This is a genomic window from Kribbella pratensis, from assembly GCF_004365355.1.
Classification (GTDB): domain Bacteria; phylum Actinomycetota; class Actinomycetes; order Propionibacteriales; family Kribbellaceae; genus Kribbella.
The window spans coordinates 306358-324951 of sequence record NZ_SODP01000005.1; the positions used below are offsets into that span (position 1 = coordinate 306358).

The 18594-nt window shown below is 68.6% G+C and carries 17 protein-coding genes and 1 riboswitch; of the genes, 9 read left to right on the forward strand and 8 right to left on the reverse strand.

All coding sequences use genetic code 11. The features are described from left to right. Window positions 1–116: 116 nt before the first annotated feature. From EV653_RS39560 to EV653_RS39575, 4 genes are all read right to left on the reverse strand, one after another. Window positions 117–632, reverse strand: coding sequence for a general stress protein (locus EV653_RS39560; RefSeq protein ID WP_134111461.1), 516 nt, complete (start codon window positions 630–632; stop codon window positions 117–119). Window positions 633–724: 92 nt separating this feature from the next. After that, the gene (locus EV653_RS39565) at window positions 725–1678 is read right to left on the reverse strand and encodes a PQQ-dependent sugar dehydrogenase (RefSeq protein WP_238160758.1); all 954 of its coding nucleotides are present in this window, start codon (window positions 1676–1678) and stop codon (window positions 725–727) included. Between the two features lie 217 nt (window positions 1679–1895). After that, the gene (locus EV653_RS39570; protein WP_134111463.1) at window positions 1896–3182 is read right to left on the reverse strand and encodes an SAM-dependent methyltransferase; all 1287 of its coding nucleotides are present in this window, start codon (window positions 3180–3182) and stop codon (window positions 1896–1898) included. Further along, window positions 3179–4558: an FAD-binding oxidoreductase gene (locus tag EV653_RS39575; RefSeq protein ID WP_238160759.1), complete on the reverse strand. Its 1380-nt coding sequence runs from the start codon at window positions 4556–4558 to the stop codon at window positions 3179–3181. Before EV653_RS39575 ends, EV653_RS39570 begins: the two co-directional genes overlap by 4 nt. 66 nt (window positions 4559–4624) lie before the next feature. On the opposite strand from EV653_RS39575, the gene EV653_RS39580 reads away from it, so the two are divergent. From EV653_RS39580 to EV653_RS39600, 5 genes are all read left to right on the forward strand, one after another. Beyond that, window positions 4625–5554: a 2-hydroxyacid dehydrogenase gene (locus tag EV653_RS39580; protein ID WP_134111464.1), complete on the forward strand. Its 930-nt coding sequence runs from the start codon at window positions 4625–4627 to the stop codon at window positions 5552–5554. 21 nt (window positions 5555–5575) lie between these two features. Next, window positions 5576–6670, forward strand: coding sequence for a WD40/YVTN/BNR-like repeat-containing protein (locus EV653_RS39585; protein ID WP_134111465.1), 1095 nt, complete (start codon window positions 5576–5578; stop codon window positions 6668–6670). Window positions 6671–6677: 7 nt separating this feature from the next. Next, a complete protein-coding gene (locus EV653_RS39590) occupies window positions 6678–6941 on the forward strand; it encodes a MoaD/ThiS family protein (protein ID WP_134111466.1) in 264 nt (87 codons plus the stop codon). Window positions 6942–7145: 204 nt separating this feature from the next. Further along, window positions 7146–9419: an MMPL family transporter gene (locus EV653_RS39595; protein WP_134111467.1), complete on the forward strand. Its 2274-nt coding sequence runs from the start codon at window positions 7146–7148 to the stop codon at window positions 9417–9419. A gap of 58 nt (window positions 9420–9477) precedes the next feature. Beyond that, complete coding sequence (locus EV653_RS39600) at window positions 9478–10011, forward strand: phosphotransferase-like protein (protein WP_134111468.1); 534 nt, start codon at window positions 9478–9480, stop codon at window positions 10009–10011. Window positions 10012–10025: 14 nt separating this feature from the next. On the opposite strand, the gene EV653_RS39605 is transcribed toward EV653_RS39600, so the two are convergent. From EV653_RS39605 to EV653_RS39620, 4 genes are all read right to left on the reverse strand, one after another. Continuing rightward, on the reverse strand, window positions 10026–10952 hold the full coding sequence (locus tag EV653_RS39605) for a 5-aminoimidazole-4-carboxamide ribonucleotide transformylase (RefSeq protein ID WP_255511231.1): 927 nt from the start codon (window positions 10950–10952) through the stop codon (window positions 10026–10028). A gap of 1 nt (window position 10953) precedes the next feature. After that, window positions 10954–11030, reverse strand: a riboswitch (ZMP/ZTP riboswitch). A gap of 2 nt (window positions 11031–11032) precedes the next feature. Then, entirely contained in the window at window positions 11033–11404 is a 372-nt protein-coding gene (locus EV653_RS39610) for a nuclear transport factor 2 family protein (RefSeq protein ID WP_134111470.1), read from the reverse strand. Between the two features lie 6 nt (window positions 11405–11410). Beyond that, window positions 11411–12142 carry a class I SAM-dependent methyltransferase gene (locus tag EV653_RS39615; RefSeq protein ID WP_134111471.1) on the reverse strand — a complete coding sequence of 244 codons (732 nt, stop codon included), beginning with the start codon at window positions 12140–12142 and terminating at the stop codon, window positions 11411–11413. 113 nt (window positions 12143–12255) lie between these two features. Then, on the reverse strand, window positions 12256–12777 hold the full coding sequence (locus EV653_RS39620) for a CHAP domain-containing protein (protein ID WP_134111472.1): 522 nt from the start codon (window positions 12775–12777) through the stop codon (window positions 12256–12258). A gap of 123 nt (window positions 12778–12900) precedes the next feature. Here EV653_RS39620 and ilvD point away from each other — a divergent pair, with 123 nt between their 5' ends. The 4 genes from ilvD (at window position 12901) to ilvC (ending at window position 18441) form a co-directional block, all read left to right on the forward strand. Then, window positions 12901–14568, forward strand: coding sequence for a dihydroxy-acid dehydratase (gene ilvD, locus EV653_RS39625; protein WP_134111473.1), 1668 nt, complete (start codon window positions 12901–12903; stop codon window positions 14566–14568). Between the two features lie 293 nt (window positions 14569–14861). Further along, window positions 14862–16613, forward strand: a complete 1752-nt coding sequence (locus tag EV653_RS39630) for an acetolactate synthase large subunit (RefSeq protein ID WP_134111474.1) — start codon at window positions 14862–14864, stop codon at window positions 16611–16613. A gap of 79 nt (window positions 16614–16692) precedes the next feature. Next, complete coding sequence (ilvN, locus tag EV653_RS39635) at window positions 16693–17337, forward strand: acetolactate synthase small subunit (RefSeq protein WP_134111475.1); 645 nt, start codon at window positions 16693–16695, stop codon at window positions 17335–17337. An 84-nt stretch (window positions 17338–17421) separates the two neighbouring features. After that, the gene (gene ilvC, locus EV653_RS39640; RefSeq protein WP_134111716.1) at window positions 17422–18441 is read left to right on the forward strand and encodes a ketol-acid reductoisomerase; all 1020 of its coding nucleotides are present in this window, start codon (window positions 17422–17424) and stop codon (window positions 18439–18441) included. The last annotated feature ends 153 nt before the right edge of the window (window positions 18442–18594 follow it).

Sequence of the window (18594 nt, forward strand, 5' to 3'; positions counted from 1 at the left end):
CGAGCGGAGTTCGCTTCAGCTTGTGCCGAGCGGAGTTCGCTTCAGCTCGCCCAACCCCAGCCCGGGCTTGCCTCTTTCTCTCACCGCCCCGAGCGGAGCGAGGGGCGGGTGTTTTTTCAGGCTGCGTTCTTGTGGTGTTGCGGGGCGTTGGGGATGGCCTCGCGTTCGGCTCGGGCGTCGGCGGGTTCGGCGAGGAGGGTTCGGGCTACTGCCAGTTCGTCGGTGGGGCAGCGGACTTCGTAGGTGGTGGGGACGACCTGCGTGATGACCGCGTCGGGGCGGTTGCGGATCAGGCCGCGGAACAGGCCCCAGAGGGTGCCGACGATGGCGCCGTACACGAAGCCCCAGACCACGACGGCCAGGCCGTTGAGCGTGGTCTCGGCGACGAGGGTGACGAAGACGGCGGCGAGTACGCCGAGGGCCGCGCCCTGCAGCGCGCCGACCCCGGTGAGGCGCGCGACGGGGACGATCCTGTGTCTGGTTGCTTGGCGGAGTCCGGCGCCGACCACCTCCAGGCGTCCCGCGTCCATCCCGTAACTTCGCAGATAGTCCACTGTCTGCTGAGCATCCTCGTAGGTGCTCACCGCAGCGATCACACTGCTGGGAACGCCAGGCCCCTGGCCGGTGCGCATACCGATCTCCTCCTCAGGTCGTCTGCTTACTTCACAAGTACCAGACGACCCAAGACTTGAAACGGTTGACCGCTCAGGACGTGCCTCATCTCTCAACTGCTGATCGTCACCCGGAGGATCCGGTCGTCGCCGTCGTGCGGCTGACCGCGGCCGTCGGTATTCGAGGTCGTGACCCACAACGACCCGTCCGGCGCCGCCTCGACCGTGCGCAAACGCCCGTACTTGTTGGTGAAGAACGCCTGCGGCTCGCCGATTCGCTTGCCATCGGCAACTGGTATCGCCCACAGCCGCTCACCGCGCAACGACGCCATGAAGACGTGCCCCTGCGCGAACGCGATCCCCGAGGGCGATGCGTCGGCCGTGTGCCACTGCGCGATCGGGTCGGTCATCCCGTCGAGTTCACTGATCCCCTCGGCAGCCGGCCAGCCGTAGTTCGAGCCGGGCGTGATCACGTTCAGCTCGTCCCAGGTGTTCTGCCCGAACTCCGCGGCGTACAGCTGGTTCCCGTCGAACGCGAGCCCTTGCACGTTCCGGTGCCCCTTGGTGATCCACACCCGTCCGTCCGGGTTCCCCGGCGCGGCCTTCCCGTCGGTGGTGATCCGCAGGATCTTCCCGCCGAGTGAGTTGTCGTCCTGCGAGTTCGGCCGATCCGAGCCGTCACCGGTCCCGGCGTACAGGAATCCGTCCGGTCCGAACCGCAGCCGCCCGCCGTTGTGGATCGCCGCCTTGGGAATCCCGTCAAGGATCACCTGCTGGTCGGACAGCGTCCCGTCCTGGTACGTGATCCGAGCGATGCGGTTGTCGTCGCCGCCCGAGTAGTACGCGTAGATGTAAGGCTTCCCCGGGTACGCCGGATCCACCGCCAGCCCCAGCAGCCCACCCTCCGACGAGGACTTCACGCCGTCGACCGTTCCGACGTCCGACACCTGCCGACCGGCGATCCGCTTGACCTTCCCCGAGTCCCGCTCCGCCACCAACGCACTCTTGTCCGGCAGAAACGCAAGCCCCCAAGGCACCTCGATCCCCGTCGCAACCGTCGACGCCACGGTCAACCTCACCGCAGCCGGCCCACCCACCGTGCTCGCACTGCTCGGCGCCGACGCAGACCCCGAACTACTAGGCGTCGCCTCCGAACACCCACCGGCCAACGCCAACGTCGCAACCACTACCGCGGCCCGCCCCCGCCGCCCGACCTTCGAACCAACCACGCCGACTCCTCCGTTAGACCTGGCCTCCTTACTACACCGCAGGTCAACGAATGGTTCAGCTTCCCCAAGTGGGGCGGAGGGGGAAGTGGGAGTTGCCTCGGGCGTCGGGTTTTACGGCGAGGACCTGATGGAGCTGGATGGTGTTGTGTTCGAAGCCGGCTCGGCTGGCGGCGAGGTACAGGCCCCAGATCTTGGCGGTGGCGGGGCCTACTTCGGCGACGGCCTCGTCCCAGTGGGCGACGAGGTTGTCGTTCCAGGCGGCCAGGGTGAGGGCGTAGTGCTCGCGGAGGTTCTCCTCGTGGCGGACCTCGAATCCGGCGTCCTGGGCCTCGGCGATGATGCGGCCGGAGCCGATCAGTTCGCCGTCGGGGAAGATGTAGCGGTCGATGAAGGCGCCGGTGTGGCGGAAGTGGTTGTCCGGCCGGGTGATGCAGTGGTTGAGCAGCCGGCCGCCCGGCTTCAGGCGGTCGAGCAGGAACCCGAAGTACGACGGGTAGTTGCGGACGCCGATGTGCTCGGTCAGCCCGATCGAGCTGATCACGTCGAAGTCCCGCTCGGGTACGTCGCGGTAGTCCAGGTACCGCACCTCGGCCCGGTCCTCGAGCCCCTCGCGCTTGATCGCCTGGGCAGCCCACTCGGCCTGCGCCGCCGACAACGTCACGCCCAGAGCCTGTACGCCGTACTCGCGGGCGGCGTGCCGGACCATCCCGCCCCAGCCGCAGCCGACGTCGAGCAGCCGCATGCCCGGTTTCAGGTCGAGCTTCCGCGCGACCAGGTCGTACTTCTCGTACTGCGCCTCCTCCAGCGTCGCGTCAGGAGTCGGGTAAACGGCGCAGGTATAGGTCATCGACGGCCCGAGCACCCACTCGTAGAACGTGTTCGACACGTCGTAGTGGTGGTGGATCGCCGACTTGTCCCGCGCCTTCGAGTGCCGCAGTCCCTCGAACGTACGACGCCACTTCGGCAGGTGCTCCTGCGGCGGGGGAGGCGGCGGCTTGAGGTGACTCCAGCCGAGACTGCGAACGATCCGCAGCGCCTCCGCGGCCGACGGCCGCTGGAAGTGGAAGCTGTCGAGGATCATCCGCATCAGCTCGTACGGGTTGCCCGGGTGGACGCCGGTGATCTCGAGATCGCCCATCACGTACGCACGGACCATGCCGAGGTCGCCGGGCGCCGTCAGGATGTACGACAGCCCGCGTTCGGTGGCCAGGTGCATGTGGATCTGCGAGTCCTCCGGCCCGGCCGAGCTGCCGTCGTACGCCGTGAACCGGAACGGGAGCCCGTCCGGGATCACGGTCGTGAGGGCTTCGGCGATCGATACCTGGGTCGCGAGCGTCGTCATCGGCGCGTCACCGCCTTCTCGTAGAGCCCGGTGAGCCGGGCGTTCGGGTCGTAGCGTTTCTTCACCTCGGTGAGAGCCGGCACGTTGTACAACCGGTCGAACGTCTCCCGGTCGTAGTAGGCGTCGGAGTACAGCGACTTGTGGCCGCCGAACTCGGTGACCGCCGCCTCGATCCGCCGGTTGACGTCTCCGTCGGCGGCGCCGGGCGCGATCGGCACGGTGCCCCAGAAGCCGACGTTCACGTAGGTCTCGCCCGGCTTGAGCGGATACAGAGGCCACTCCGCGGAGCCCCGCAACCGCAGCGGGCAGAGCCAGACCGGCCGCATGCCGACATTCAGGTCGAACCAGCGCAGGAAGTCCGCGAGCCGCTCGACCGGGATCTCCACATCCTGGACGACCCGCTCACGATCCGGCTGACCGCGGCGCCGGGCGATCCGGGCCGCGACCTGGTGCCGGTTCTCGAAGCCGACGATCTTGTGGAAGACGTCGCTCCGCCGCCAGCGCTTCGGCCACAATCGCCGTACGACGGGCTGTTGTGCGCCGAAGGCTGCCGAACACCAGAACCAGTCCGTGTCCCACCGCCACAGGTAGTCGTGCGCGGTGAGGAAGTCCTGCTGCCGCTGCTGGATCGAGCGGTAGTAGATCTGCTGGCCGGTGTAGTCGCTCGTGCTGATCGCGGCGTCGCTGTTGCGGCCGAGCGTCAGGTACGCCTCGGCCGGGCTGAACACGACCCCGTCGACGAAGTGCACCGGCTCCCCGTCGTACGTGCCTGAGGCAACGATCTCGTCGATCGCCGGAGCCAGCTCGTCCAGGCCGAGCCGCACGTGCCGCAGCGCGACGTACGGCGAGATCTTGTCGAGCTCGATCCGCAACCGGGTCGCGTACCCGAGCGTGCCGTACGAGTTCGGGAACATCCGGAACAGGTCCGCGTGCTCTCCGTCCGGGCGCGCGGTGACGAGGTCGCCGGCGCCGGTGAGAATGTCGAGCTCGAGCACCGACTCGTGCGGCAGCCCGGCCCGGAACGAGGACGACTCGATGCCGAGTCCGGTCACCGCGCCGCCGAGCGTGATCGTCTTCAGCTGCGGCACGACCATCGGCGTCAGCCCGTATGGCAGGGTCGCCGCGACCAGGTCCTCGTAGGTGCACATGCCCTGGACGTCGGCCGTCCGCGCGGCCGGGTCGACGCTGATGACTCCGGTCAGCTTCGACACGTCCAGACCCGGCCGTTCGAGCTCGGTTCGCGGCCGGAAGAGGTTCGAAGAGCGCTTCGCGAGCCGGACCGGGTCGCCCTGCGGGATCCGCTCGTACGACTCCCGCAGCCGCCCGACGGCCTGATCGTGGGCGAGCGTCGCCGCCAGATCCGATGTCGAAGGCACCGATCAAGAGTACGACGATGCACCCGATCCGGCACCGGAAAAGGCAGCGGATAGTAGGTTCGTCACATGGCAGATGTGAGGGCTTGGCTGCCCTGGGAGAACCCCGACGACTTCCTCGGCGGCGTGCCCAAGGGGTGCGACGTGGACTTCTACGCCGGCGGTGAGCCGCCGGCGTCGCCGGCCGAGGTGGAGTTCTACGTGCCGAGCTACATGGGCGGCGGGGACGTTCTCGACATCGTCCGCGAGATGCCGGCGCTGAAGGTCGTCCAGCTGCAGACGGCCGGGTTCGAGCACGTCCAGTCGCGGCTCGCCGAGGGCGTCACGTTGTGCAACGCGCGCGGCGTCCACGACGCGTCGACGGCCGAGCTCGCGGTCGGGCTGATCCTGGCGACGTACCGGCGGCTGCCGCGGGCCGTCCGCAACCAGGAACGCGAGATCTGGCCGGACTCGTACGACGAGGTCGACGACTCGCTCGCGGACCGGACCGTGATGATCCTCGGGTACGGCGCGATCGGCGAGGCGCTCGAACGGCGGCTGAGCGGATTCGAGTGCGAGGTGATCCGGGTGGCGCGGCGCGAGCGGGACGGCGTACACCCGATCTCGGAGCTGCCGGAGCTGCTGCCCCGCGCGGACGTCGTCGTCCTGCTGACCCCCGCGACGGCGGAGACGCGTGGGATGGTCGACGCGAAGTTCCTGTCTCGGATGAAGGACGGCGCGCTGCTGGTGAACGTGGCGCGCGGCGTCGTCGTGGACACGGACGCGCTGCTGACCGAGCTCCGCACGCGCCGGATCAGCGCTGCCCTGGACGTCACCGACCCCGAGCCGTTGCCTGCCGGACATCCCTTGTGGTCTGCTCCGAATGTACTGATCAACCCCCACCGCGGCGGCGCGTCGACGGCATTCGCGCCGCGGGTGGCGCGGCTCGTCCGTGCGCAGCTCGAGCGCTACGCGTCCGGAGAACCGCTGATCAACGTAGTGGCAGGTCCGCAACGGTAATCATCAGGTAGGAGAACGACGATGTCCGAGGCCGTACTGCTGATCGGAACCAAGAAGGGTCTCTGGATCGGCCGGAGCGACGCTGCCCGAACGGAGTGGCGTCTCGACGGACCGGTCCCGGAGTTCGAGATGCAGGGTGTGTACGCCGTGGGCATCGACACCCGCGGCGACCGGCCGCGGCTGTTCGTCGGCGGCACCAGCGAGCACTGGGGTCCGGCGGTCTTCCACTCCGACGACCTCGGCGCGACCTGGGCCGAGCCGCCGGAGGGCTCGATCGGGTTCCCCGAGGGCTCCGACGCCTCGCTGGAACGCGTCTGGCAGATCCAGGCAGCGCCGGCCGGCCAGCCCGGAGTCGTGTACGCCGGGACGCAGCCCTCGGCCCTGTGGAAGTCGACCGACGGCGGAGTCACGTTCGACCTGGTCAGAGGCCTCTGGGACCATCCGCACCGCAAGGAGTGGGGTGCTGGTTTCGGTGGGCAGGCCGTGCACACCGTGCTGCCGCACCCGACGGACGCCGACCGGGTCAGCGTTGCGATGTCGACCGGCGGTGTCTACCGGACGGCCGACGGCGGCGCGACCTGGGAGCCGGCCAACCAGGGCATCCAGGCCAAGTTCTTCCCAGACCCGTACCCCGAGTTCGGTCAGTGTGTGCACAAGCTCGCCGGGCATCCCGACGTACCGGAGCGGATGTTCGCGCAGAACCATCACGGCGTCTACCGGTCCGACGACGGCGGGACGATCTGGAAGTCGATCGCGGACGGGCTGCCCTCGGACTTCGGCTTCCCGATCGTGGTGCACCCGCACGAGCCCGAGACTGTATACGTATTCCCGTTGATTGCGGACGGCAACAGGATCCCGACCGGGGCGAGGTGCCGTGTCTACCGGTCCCGCGACGCGGGCTCGACCTGGGAGCCGTTGTCCGCCGGCCTGCCCGACGTGTCGTATGTGCCGGTACTGCGGGACGCCATGACCACCGACACCGCGGATCCGGCCGGCGTGTACGTCGGCACGCGCGACGGCTGTGTCTACGCGAGCGCCGATGCCGGCGACAGCTGGGTCGAGGTCGCGCGGCACCTCCCCGACGTACTCACGGTGCGCGCCGCGGTGATCGGATGACGGCCGGATGATCGCCGTCCGCCTGCCCACCGTGCTCCGCCCGTTCGCGGGCGGCGCCGAGCGGGTCGAGGTCGAGGGCACGACCGTCGCCGAAGCGTTTGCTGCGCTGGAGCCGCCGCTGCGCCGCCGGCTCACCGACGAGCAAGGCGCGGTCCGGCGGCACGTGAACATCTACCTCCGCGACGACAACATCCGCGACCTCGACGGCCTCGACACCCCACTCACCGACGGCGACGAGCTGCTCATCCTGCCGAGCGTGGCCGGCGGCTGAAACACCCCGGAACAACCCTCCAACACCCTGAAACACGCTGAAACGCGCTGAAACACAGGGGGCACCCAGTGTCATCGCCCGATCGCGCGGCGGTGACAGTGTGTGTCCAGGGGTTGTGGGCCTGACGAGTACCGCTTTAGATTCGCCAGATGGGGCCGGCGGCTGGGCCGTCGCCTGGGGGGTGCCAGGGGGAGGGGGCGCCCTATGCATGCGTTTCTGGACCGGCTCGGCCGGGGAGCGGCAAGGTTCCACTGGTTCGTGATCGCCGGCTGGCTGGTGGTCGTCGTCGGCCTGTTCGTACTGCGGTCCGCGTTCGGCGGCACGTACGTCAACAACTACACGGTCCCGGGCAGCGAATCGTCGGCCGGTTTGAACATCCTGAACAAGGACTTCAGCAGCGCCGGCGGGTACTCGGGCTCGATCGTGTTCCACGCGAAGAGCGGCACGGTGTCCGAGCACGCCGACGCGGTCAATTCGTCGATGGAGGCGGTCGGCAAGCTGCCGGACGTGGTCAGTGCGGTCGATCCGCTCGCGACTACCCAAACCTCCCAGTCCTCACCGTCGCCATACATCTCCAAGGACGGCAGCATCGTCAACGCGCCGGTGTCCTTCTCGGTGGTGCCGGCGTCGCTCGACAAGTCGTACGTCGACAAGCTGGATGCGGCCGTCGAGCCGGCCCGGGCAGCCGGGCTGCAGGTCGAGTACGGCGGTGGCGCCGGGCAGATCGGGAAGCAGGCGAACGACGGCCCGTCGGAGGCGATCGGTCTGGTGCTCGCGCTGTTGTTGCTGTTCCTGATGTTCCGGTCCGTCGTCGCGGCCGGGCTGCCGCTGGTGTCGGCGGTCTTCAGCGTCGGCGGTGGGCTCGCAGTCCTCGGACTGCTAGCGGCCGTCAAGGACTTCCCGGTCTCGGCGCCGACGGTGGCGACACTGCTCGGGCTCGGTGTCGCGATCGACTACGGCCTCTTCCTGGTGTCGCGGCACCGTGAACAGCTGGACGACGGCATGGGCGTCGTCGAGTCGGCGGGCCGGGCCGAGTCCACGTCAGGGGCCGCGATTTTGGTTGCCGGTGGCACCGTCGTGATCGCGATCCTCGGGCTGTACGTGTCCGGCGTGCCGTTCGTCGGCGCCCTCGGCCTGTCGTCGGCGATCGTGGTCGCCGTGACCGTGCTGGCCGCGCTCACGCTGATCCCGGCGCTGCTCGGGCTGGCGAAGTTCACCGTGCTCAATCGCAAGGACCGCCATCACCTCGCCGACGAACGCGAACTCGAGGCCGGCCTCCCGGACGAGACCGCGATCGCGCAGCACCGCGCCGAGGAGCGCGAACGCCGCGACGCCAAGCACGAGCAGAGCGCCTTCGCCCGCTGGGGCCGCAAGGTGAGCGATCGGCCCTGGCCGTACGGTATCGCCGCGACGCTGGTGCTCCTCATTCTCGCGATCCCGCTGTTGTCGATGAACCTCGGCCAGCTCGACGCCGGCACCGATCCGGCCGGCGACTCGAGCCGGAAGGCCTACGATCTGATCGCGCAGGGGTTCGGCCCCGGCGCCAACGGTCCGCTGACGGTCGTCGTCCAGCTGCCGTCGTCGGGTGACCAGCAGACCTTGCTGAGCGGGCTCGCGTCCACGTTGCAGAAGACGCCGGGTGTCGCCGCCGTGCAACCGCCGAGCACGAACAGCGCCGGGACGACGGCCATCATCAACGTCATCCCGACCACCTCGCCGTCGGCGGCCGAGACCGAGGACCTGGTCAACCGGATCCGCGACGACGTGCTGTCCGGCCAGCAGGAACCGACGTACGTCGTCGGCACCACGGCCGGGTACGTCGACTTCACCGAGAAGGTGGGCAGCCGGATGCCGTGGCTGATCGGGGCGGTCGTGGTGCTGGCGTTCCTGCTGCTGACGGTGGCGTTCCGCTCGCTGCTGATCGGCGTGAAGGCGGCGGTGCTGAACCTGCTGTCGGTCGGGGCGGCGTACGGCGTGATCGTGGCCGTCTTCCAATGGGGCTGGGGTTCCTCGCTGGTCGGGATCGACGAGAAGGTGCCGATCCCGTCGTTCGTGCCGATGCTGATGTTCGCGATCGTGTTCGGGCTCTCGATGGACTACGAGGTGTTCCTGCTGTCGCGGGTGCACGAGGCGTGGATCGCCACGAAGGACAGCCATCGCGCGGTGGCGATCGGGATCGGCGCGACGGCCCGGGTCATCACCACCGCGGCCGCGATCATGATCGTGGTCTTCCTCAGCTTCGTGCTGGACGACGACCCGACGGTGAAGATGCTCGCGGTCGGGATGGCGGTCGCGGTGCTGATCGACGCCAGCGTGGTCCGGATGATCCTGGTGCCGTCGGTGATGACGCTGCTCGGCGATCGTGCCTGGTGGCTGCCGGGCTGGCTCGACCGCATCGTCCCCGACATCCAGCTCGAGGGCGGCCCGCCGCCCGCACCGCCGGAGCCGGAACGGGAGAAGATCGACCTGCCCGGCTGACCCGGGCCGAGAAGAAAAGACTGCAGTTCGCCGGCGGGTTTGGTTAGCGTCGGGCGTCATGAGCGACGTCCTTCTGCTGACCGGCCCGCCGGGCTCCGGCAAGACCACCGTGGCCCGCCTCGTCGCGACCGATGCGCCGCGGCCGACCGTGCATGTGACGACCGACGAGTTCTACCGCGCGATCCGCACCGGCTTCGTCCCGCCCTACCTGCCGGGCGCGCAACGGCAGAACGAGATGGTCGTCGACGTGATCGTGGCGACGGTCGCGGTCTATGCGCGCGGCGGGTACGACGTCGTCGTGGACGGGGTTATCGGTCCGTGGTTCCTCGCACCGTTCCGCGCGGCCGCGGGCGATTGGAGGTTGTCGTACGTCGTGCTACGGCCGGACCTGGACACGACGTTGCGGCGCGGCCGGTCCCGCGGCGGCGTGGAGCTGACGGACGCGGACGCGATCACCGGCATGCACGGCGGGTTCGCGGACCTCGGTGAGCTCGAGCCGCACGCGATCGACACATCCTCGCTCGATCCCGCGGACACGGCCGCCGAGGTCCGCAAAGCCGTTGCCTCAGGCGACTATCTGCTCAACACCTGACGTCAGTGTTTGATTCAATGCCTGAACAGCCGAACTCCCGTTGCCGACCAGGTGATCCCGAGGGCGGCGCACGCGGCGGCGAGCTCGGGTGAGCGGATCGATCCGCCCGGTTCGGCGATGTGGGTGACTCCGTGGCGATGGGCCTCCTCGACGTTGTCGGTGAACGGGAGCGCGCCGTCGGACACCATCGAGACGCCGGTCAGCGGCTCGCCCGACCGGCGCGACCACCACAGCTGCGCCTTCTCGCCCGCCAGTCGCGTGCAGTCCACCCGGGACTGTTGCCCGGCCCCGATGCCGATCGCCGCCCCGTCCTTCACCATCACGACCGTGTTGGACTGGGTGTAGCGGGCAACGATCAACCCCAGCAGCAGATCCCGGGCCGCGTCGTCCGGCACCCCATCGTCGAGCAGGTCTCGCGTCAGCGGCAACGCATCCCGCTCCTGCGTCAACCGCAGGCCGTAGATCTCGCGCACTTCCTCCGCCGGCGGCTCGAAGCCGGGATCGGCCTGCAACACCAGATAGGTCCCGCGCTTCTTAGCCGCCAGGATCTCGACCACGCCGTCGTCGTACCCGGGCGCGATGATCCCGTCCGACACGACCCGCTTCAACACCGCCGCCAGCTCCGCGTCGACCGGATGCGAGACCGCCACGAAGTCGCCGTACGACGACTTCGGATCGACGTCGCGCGCCCGTGTATAAGCCTCGACCACGCTGCCGCCGAGCGCCGCGCCGGCCGGCGACACATGCTTGTACGACGCAGCCGCCGGTACGCCGAATGTCGAAGCAGCCTCCCGCACGAGCTGCCAACCGGTCAGCGCATCCAGCACATTGATGTACGACGGCTCGCCCGAAACCACCGTGAACGGCGCACGATCGACCGGCGTCATCACGGCCGCTTGATGCGGATTCATCCCATAACGCATGAGGACCTCCGAGGTCAGTCGGAGGCGCCCAGGCGGACGACGCCTTGTTCTTCGCTCCCCGGTGGTAACCCACCCTCGCCAGTCGCGGTGCCCTCAGCTTAGTCGCGCCACGTCCCGGTCCAGTCGTACAGCGGGGCAGTGGTGGCGTACTCGCGGAGATACGCGATGCGCCCCTGGTCGAGCCGCGCGACGGTCGCGCCGTCGAACGCACCGGGCTCACCCTTCCACGTGCACTCGAAATGCCACTCGGCAACGAGCGTCCCGCCGGCCCCGTCCCGCGACGTGATCTCCCACCCGTCGACGGTGCCGCCGGCGCCGTACCAGGCGTTCATCCACTGCTCGACCCGGGCCTTGCCGCGGTAGACCGGCCCGTAGCACTCGATCACGACGCAGTCGTCGGTCAGAGTGTCGAGAACTGCGGCGATGTCATGCCGCCGCCATCCGTCGATATAGGCCTCGAGTCGGTCCACGGTCGGTCAGCTCCTGGTGGCGTGGAAGATCAGTAGGCGTGAGTCGTCGGTCGCCGGCTCCTGGTGCCAGCCGCCGTGCACGGTGACGTTGGTGAAGCCGGCTGCTTGGAGGTCGGCCGTGATGTCGGCGGGGGAGCGGAAGTACAGGGTGTTGCGGTAGACGGCGTCGTGGCCGTCCGGGAAGACGTTGTGGGCGTCGAAGACCACTCGGCCGTCGACATCACAGCCGACCTCGATCAGGTCGAGCCATTCGACGAGGTGGCCGACGGAGGTGTCGCGTTCGCCGTACGTCGTCTCGCGGGTCCACTGCTCCCACGCCCGCGCCGCCGGATTGCGCGACTCGAAGCTGATGACGCCGCCCGGGCGGAGCGCGTTCGCGAGCGCGGTGAAAACCTCGGCCTGGTTGTTGATGTGCATGATCGTGTTGCCGGTGATGATGACGAGGTCTGCGTCGTCGGTGGGCTCGACTGCGCGGAAGTCTCCGTCGATCCAGGTAACTGCATCCGCTCCCGGCTGACGGCGCGCGTAGCCGAGCATCGTGGGGCTCGGGTCCACACCGATCACCGCCCGGCCGGGCGCGACGAGCGTGCGGGTGAGCAGGCCGGTGCCGCAGCCGAAGTCCAGGACCTTGCGGGCACCCGAGGCCAGCGCACGGTAGTAGGCGTGGTCGTCACCCGGAGGGTTGTCGAGGTCGTACAACTCGACCAGCTGTTCGTCGCCGTACGGATCGTCGCTCACCCGCGAATGCTAGAAGCGGTCCACCCGACGGACAACGAAATAAGAGCCGGTGCGGTCGGCGAGAACCGCACCGGCTCGTCGGCGGGGAATCCAGCGGGGACTTCGGGCGGGGATTACTGGGCGGAGACCCAGCCGTAGATGTTTCCGGGCCGTCCCGCGTTCTTGGCGTGCTTCGGATCGAACGGCCCGAGCTTCTGGACCTTGTCGTGCGAGTTGCCTTCGACGGTGGTGATCTTGCCGTTGCCGGTCGCAACGACAACGCCGGTGTGCAGGCTGGTGCTCGTGTTCTGCGGGCCGGTGCCGTAGAGCACGATGTCGCCGGGCTTCATACCGGTGTTGCCGGAATGGGCGCGACCCTTGCGTTGGCCCCAGGTGTAGATGTCACCGGTGAAGCCGTAGTTCGGGATGTCGCTCCCGGCCTTGCGCCACGTCCAGGTGGCGAAGTGCGCGCACCAGGACTCGCAGGCGCCGTACGGATTGCAGTTGCTGCCGGGTGGCGTCTCGCCCTGCCCGACCTCGCCGTTGGCGGCGTTCACGATCTGGGTGCGGGTCTCGGCCGCGGTGGCGGTCAACGGCACTGAGCTCACCAGAGACAGCACAACAGCGGTCAGCGGGAGTCGCAATGTGGGGCGCATCAGCTTGCTCCGTTTCGGAATTGGGACAAATCTTCCAGGCGGCCAGCACAATCAGTATGTAATTAACTAACAACACAAAGCAATTACAGTGTCGTTAAGTTACGAAGGCATAGAGTGACCCGCATGGTCGATGTGAAGCCCCGCAGCCGGACAGTGACCGACGGGCTGGAGGCCACCGCCAGCCGGGGGATGCTCCGCGCGGTCGGGATGGGTGACGACGACTGGGCCAAACCGCAGGTCGGGGTCGCCTCCAGCTGGAACGAGATCACCCCGTGCAACCTGTCCCTGGACCGGCTCGCGAAGGCCGTCAAGGAAGGCGTGCACGCGGCCGGCGGCTACCCGCTCGAGTTCGGCACGATCAGCGTCTCCGACGGCATCTCGATGGGCCACGTCGGCATGCACTACTCGCTGGTCAGCCGGGAGATCATCGCGGACTCGGTCGAGACTGTGATGGAGGCCGAGCGGCTCGACGGCTCGGTGCTGCTGGCGGGCTGCGACAAGTCCCTGCCCGGCATGCTGATGGCCGCCGCCCGGCTCGACCTCGCGTCGGTCTTCCTGTACGCCGGTTCGATCATGCCCGGCAGGCTCGGCGACAAGGACGTCACGATCATCGACGCGTTCGAGGCGGTCGGCGCGTGCGTCCGCGGCCTGATCACGCGCGAGGAGGTCGACGCGGTCGAGCGTGCGATCTGCCCGGGCGAGGGCGCCTGCGGCGGGATGTACACGGCCAACACGATGGCTGCGTCAGCCGAAGCCCTCGGGATGTCGCTCCCCGGCTCAGCCGCACCGCCGGCCGTCGACCGTCGCCGGGACGGGTACGCTCGCAAGTCCGGCGAGGCCGTCGTGGGGCTGCTGCAGAAGGGCATCACCGCCCGCCAGATCCTCACCAAGGAGGCGTTCGAGAACGCGATCGCCGTCGTGATGGCCCTGGGCGGTTCGACCAATGCGGTGCTGCATCTGCTGGCCATCGCCCGGGAGGCCGAGGTCGAGCTGACCCTCGCCGACTTCAACCGGGTGGGGGAGCGGGTGCCGCACCTGGGCGACCTGAAGCCGTTCGGGCGGTACGTGATGACAGATGTGGACCGGGTCGGCGGAATCCCGGTCGTGATGCGGGCGCTGCTGGACGCCGGCCTGCTGCACGGCGACTGCCTGACCGTGACCGGGAAGACGATGGCGGAGAACCTGGCCGACATCGCCCCGCCGGATATCGACGGCACGATCATCCGCGCGCTCGACAAGCCGATCCACCACACCGGCGGCATCACGATCCTGCACGGCTCGCTCGCCCCCGAAGGTGCGGTCGTGAAGAGCGCGGGCTTCGACTCCGACGTGTTCGAAGGGACCGCGCGGGTGTTCGACGGCGAGCGCGCCGCGATGGACGCCGTACCGGATCTCAACCCCGGCGACGTCGTCGTGATCAGGTACGAAGGGCCGAAGGGCGGCCCGGGGATGCGCGAGATGCTCGCGGTCACCGGCGCCATCAAGGGCGCGGGTCTCGGCAAGGACGTCCTGCTGCTCACCGACGGCCGCTTCTCCGGCGGTACGACGGGACTCTGCGTCGGGCACGTGGCGCCCGAGGCGGTCGACGGCGGACCGATCGCTTTCGTCCGCGACGGCGACCGGATCACGCTCGACGTCGCGAACCGCACTCTCGACCTGCACGTCGACGCCGCGGAACTCGAACGCCGCAAGGAAGGCTGGACTCCGAACGCCCCGGCGATCACCAAGGGCGTGCTCGGGAAGTACACGCGCCTGGTCCGGTCCGCGTCCGAGGGAGCTGTCTGCATCTAGGGACGGCCGTATCAGATGATGAGACACCAAGGCGCCCAACTTGACCCGGTCGCGGTCCGCGGGCGAATAATGCCTACATGCGATCGATTCTCCTCGTACTTGTGCGGCGCGCCGACTGACGCGACCACCGAGTCGAGCGCGCCCCTTCAGCCAACCCGGCCGAAGGGGTTTTTTGTTGCCAGTGCGACTATCTGCGACCCAGAGGCGCACGGACAACGGCCACAAGCGAGGATGGATCGGTCGCGAAAAGCCAACAACGGTTTACATCGTGACAGGACTGAGGGAAGGCACTCATGAGTGAGCAGCTGACCGGGGCACAGGCTCTGATCCGCGCACTGGAACATGCCGGAGTGGACACCGTCTTCGGCATCCCGGGCGGCGCGATCCTCCCGGCGTACGACCCGATGCTCGACTCGACCCAGATCCGCCACATCCTGGTACGTCACGAGCAGGGCGCCGGCCACGCAGCCCAGGGGTACGCCGCCGCGTCGGGCAAGACCGGCGTGTGCATGGCGACCTCGGGCCCGGGCGCGACCAACCTGGTGACGCCGATCGCCGACGCGTACATGGACTCGGTGCCGATGGTGGCGATCACCGGTCAGGTCGCCGGTGCCGCGATCGGCACGGACGCCTTCCAGGAGGCGGACATCCGCGGCATCACGATGCCGATCACCAAGCACAACTTCCTGGTGACCGACCCGGCCGACATCGCCACCACGATCGCCGAGGCGTTCCACATCGCCTCCACCGGCCGGCCCGGCCCGGTCCTGGTCGACGTGACCAAGGACGCGATGCAGACCCAGGGCGTCGACTTCCAATGGCCGACCGAGCTCGCGCTCCCCGGCTACCGGCCGGTGACCCGCCCGCACCCCAAGCAGGTGCGTGAGGCGGCCCGCCTGATCGCCGCGGCCGAGAAGCCGGTGCTGTACGTCGGCGGCGGCGTGATCCGCGCCCGGGCCAGCGCGGAGCTGAAGGAGCTCGCCGAGCTGCTCGGTATCCCCGTGGTCACCACGCTGATGGCCCGCGGCGCGCTGCCGGACTCGCACGAGCTGCACTTCGGGATGCCCGGTATGCACGGTTCGGTGTCCGCGGTCGGCGCGCTGCAGCGCTCCGATCTGCTGATCACCCTCGGCGCCCGGTTCGACGACCGCGTCACCGGCAAGCTCGACTCGTTCGCACCCGAGGCAAAGGTCATCCACGCCGACATCGATCCGGCCGAGATCGGCAAGAACCGCGCCGCCGACGTGCCGATCGTGGGTGACTGCAAGGAGGTCATCACCGATCTGATCGCGGCGCTGCGGACCGAGATCGCCGGCTCCGGCCGCACCCCGTCATACGACGCCTGGCGCGGCCAGCTGGAGGCGGTCCGCGCGAAGTACCCGGTGGCGTACGACGAACCCGAGGACGGCACGCTGTCCCCGCAGTACGTGATCGAGCGGATCGGCCAGATCGCCGGACCGGACGCCGTGTACACCGCGGGCGTCGGCCAGCACCAGATGTGGTCCGCGCACTACCTGCCGTTCGAGAAGCCCGGCCACTGGCTGAACTCCGGCGGCCTCGGCACGATGGGGTACGCCGTGCCGGCCGCGATGGGCGCCAAGGTCGCGCGGCCGGACAAGACCGTCTGGGCGATCGACGGCGACGGCTGCTTCCAGATGACCAACCAGGAGCTCGTCACCTGCGCGCTGGAGGGCATCCCGATCAAGGTTGCCGTGATCAACAACCAGTCGCTGGGCATGGTCCGGCAGTGGCAGACGCTGTTCTACGACAAGCGGTACTCCAACACCGACCTGCACTCGGCCCGGATCCCGGACTTTGCCAAGCTGGCCGAGGCGATGGGCGGCGTCGGGCTGCGCTGCTCCGACAAGGACTCCGTCGACGCCACGATCGACAAGGCGATGTCGGTGACCGACCAGCCGGTCGTCGTGGACTTCGTCGTACACCGCGACGCGATGGTCTGGCCGATGGTCGCGGCCGGCACGAGCAACGACGACATCCAGATCGCCCGCGACATGGCGCCGACCTGGGACGGGGAGGAGCTGTAGTGAGAGAGCGCAGCGAACGAACAAATCCAGCACAGTCCACTCGTGCCTCATCGGCGCCCGGAGCGAAGCGAGGACGTCGATGAGTAAGCACACACTGAGCATCCTGGTCGAGAACAAGCACGGTGTGCTGGCTCGGGTGGCCGCGTTGATCTCGCGGCGGGGCTTCAACATCGATTCGCTCGCGGTGGGTCCGACCGAGCACCCCGAGGTGTCCCGGATGACCATCGCGGTCAGCGTGGACGAGCAGCCTCTGGAGCAGATCACCAAGCAGCTGAACAAGCTGGTGAACGTGATCAAGATCGTCGAGCTCGAGCCCAGCCAGACGGTTCAGCGTGAACTGCTGCTGGTCAAGGTCAAGGCGGACACCCTGACTCGCGGACAGGTGCTGGAGACCGTCCAGCTGTTCCGTGCGAAGGTGGTGGACGTGGCACCGGACGCGATCACGATCGAGGCGACCGGCAATCCCGAGAAGCTCGAAGCCATGCTCCGGGTGCTGGAACCCTTCGGCGTCCGCGAGCTGGTGCAGTCCGGCATGGTGGCGATCGGCCGGGGCAGCCGCTCCATCTCCGACCGCACGCTGCGGCCGGTCCCGGTGCCGCCGCCGCACGTCCAGTCGGGTCCTCCGACCGTGCAGGCGCGACCCGCCGAACGTTCCCACCACGCGAACCACCCGGTGCCGGGCCCGCCGCCAGGCCGAGCCGCCGCCGTACCGAATCAACACTGAACGCGTTCAACGCCCCACCTGGGGAGTATGGCCCGCAAGGCCAGAACTCAATGGAATGGAGAAGTGCCGCAAGTGGCAGCTGAAATGTTCTACGACGACAACGCCGACCTGTCGGTGATCCAGGGCCGCCACGTGGCCGTCCTCGGCTACGGCTCCCAGGGCCACGCCCACGCGCTCTCGCTGCGTGACTCCGGCGTCGACGTCCGGGTCGGTCTGCCGGAGGGCTCGAAGAGCCGAGCCAAGGCCGAGGCCCAGGGCCTGCGCGTGCTCAGTCCGGCCGAGGCGGTCGAGGAGGCCGACGTCATCGTCGTACTCGCGCCGGACCCGGCCCAGCGCAAGCTCTACAAGGAGGCCATCGAGCCGAACCTGGTCGACGGCGACGCGCTCGTCTTCGGTCACGGCTTCAACATCCGGTTCGGCTACATCAAGCCGCCGGCCGGCGTGGACGTGTTCATGGTCGCCCCGAAGGGCCCCGGACACCTGGTCCGCCGCGAGTACTCCGAGGGTCGCGGCGTACCCGTGCTGGTAGCGGTCGAGCAGGACGCGACCGGCAAGGCGTGGGACCTGGCGCTCTCGTACGCGAAGGGCATCGGCGGTCTGCGGGCCGGCGGTATCAAGACCACCTTCACCGAGGAGACCGAGACCGACCTGTTCGGTGAGCAGGCCGTCCTCTGCGGTGGTGTGTCGGCGCTGATCCAGAACGGCTTCGAGGTACTGACCGAGGCCGGCTACCAGCCCGAGGTCGCGTACTTCGAGTGCCTGCACGAGCTGAAGCTGATCGTCGACCTGATCTACGAAGGCGGTATCGCCAAGCAGCGCTGGTCGGTCTCCGACACCGCCGAGTACGGCGACTACGTGTCCGGCCCGCGGATCATCGACGCGTCGGTGAAGCAGCGGATGAAGGAGGTCCTCGGCGACATCACCGACGGCACCTTCGCGGCCCGCTTCATCGCCGACCAGGACGCCGGCGCGCCGGAGTTCGCCGAGTTCCGCAAACAGAGCGAGTCGCACCCGATCGAGGCCGTAGGCAAGGAGCTGCGCGGTCTGATGGCGTGGGTCAAGTCCCACGACGACGACTACGTCGAGGGCACGTCCGCCCGCTGACCCACTCGGCCCTCGGGCAGGTTTCGGGGCCTTGAACACCTTCTCGGGGCCTTGGACAGGTTATTTCCTGTCCAAGGCCCCGCGTTCATGTCCGCGGTCCCGCCGACTGACGCCGGTGTTTGACACAATGTGTGACGGTTGTGGTCCGGGTAG

Bases quoted from the DNA above. Each gene is read 5' to 3' on its own strand.
- EV653_RS39585 (WP_134111465.1), top strand. From the start codon at position 5,576: ATGTCCGAGGCCGTACTGCTGATCGGAACCAAGAAGGGTCTCTGGATC.
- ilvD (WP_134111473.1), top strand. From the start codon at position 12,901: ATGGTCGATGTGAAGCCCCGCAGCCGGACAGTGACCGACGGGCTGGAG.
- EV653_RS39630 (WP_134111474.1), top strand. From the start codon at position 14,862: ATGAGTGAGCAGCTGACCGGGGCACAGGCTCTGATCCGCGCACTGGAA.
- ilvN (WP_134111475.1), top strand. From the start codon at position 16,693: ATGAGTAAGCACACACTGAGCATCCTGGTCGAGAACAAGCACGGTGTG.
- EV653_RS39570 (WP_134111463.1), bottom strand. From the start codon at position 3,182: ATGACGACGCTCGCGACCCAGGTATCGATCGCCGAAGCCCTCACGACC.
- EV653_RS39580 (WP_134111464.1), top strand. From the start codon at position 4,625: ATGGCAGATGTGAGGGCTTGGCTGCCCTGGGAGAACCCCGACGACTTC.
- EV653_RS39590 (WP_134111466.1), top strand. From the start codon at position 6,678: ATGATCGCCGTCCGCCTGCCCACCGTGCTCCGCCCGTTCGCGGGCGGC.
- EV653_RS39600 (WP_134111468.1), top strand. From the start codon at position 9,478: ATGAGCGACGTCCTTCTGCTGACCGGCCCGCCGGGCTCCGGCAAGACC.
- EV653_RS39620 (WP_134111472.1), bottom strand. From the start codon at position 12,777: ATGCGCCCCACATTGCGACTCCCGCTGACCGCTGTTGTGCTGTCTCTG.
- ilvC (WP_134111716.1), top strand. From the start codon at position 17,422: ATGTTCTACGACGACAACGCCGACCTGTCGGTGATCCAGGGCCGCCAC.
- EV653_RS39560 (WP_134111461.1), bottom strand. From the start codon at position 632: ATGCGCACCGGCCAGGGGCCTGGCGTTCCCAGCAGTGTGATCGCTGCG.
- EV653_RS39595 (WP_134111467.1), top strand. From the start codon at position 7,146: ATGCATGCGTTTCTGGACCGGCTCGGCCGGGGAGCGGCAAGGTTCCAC.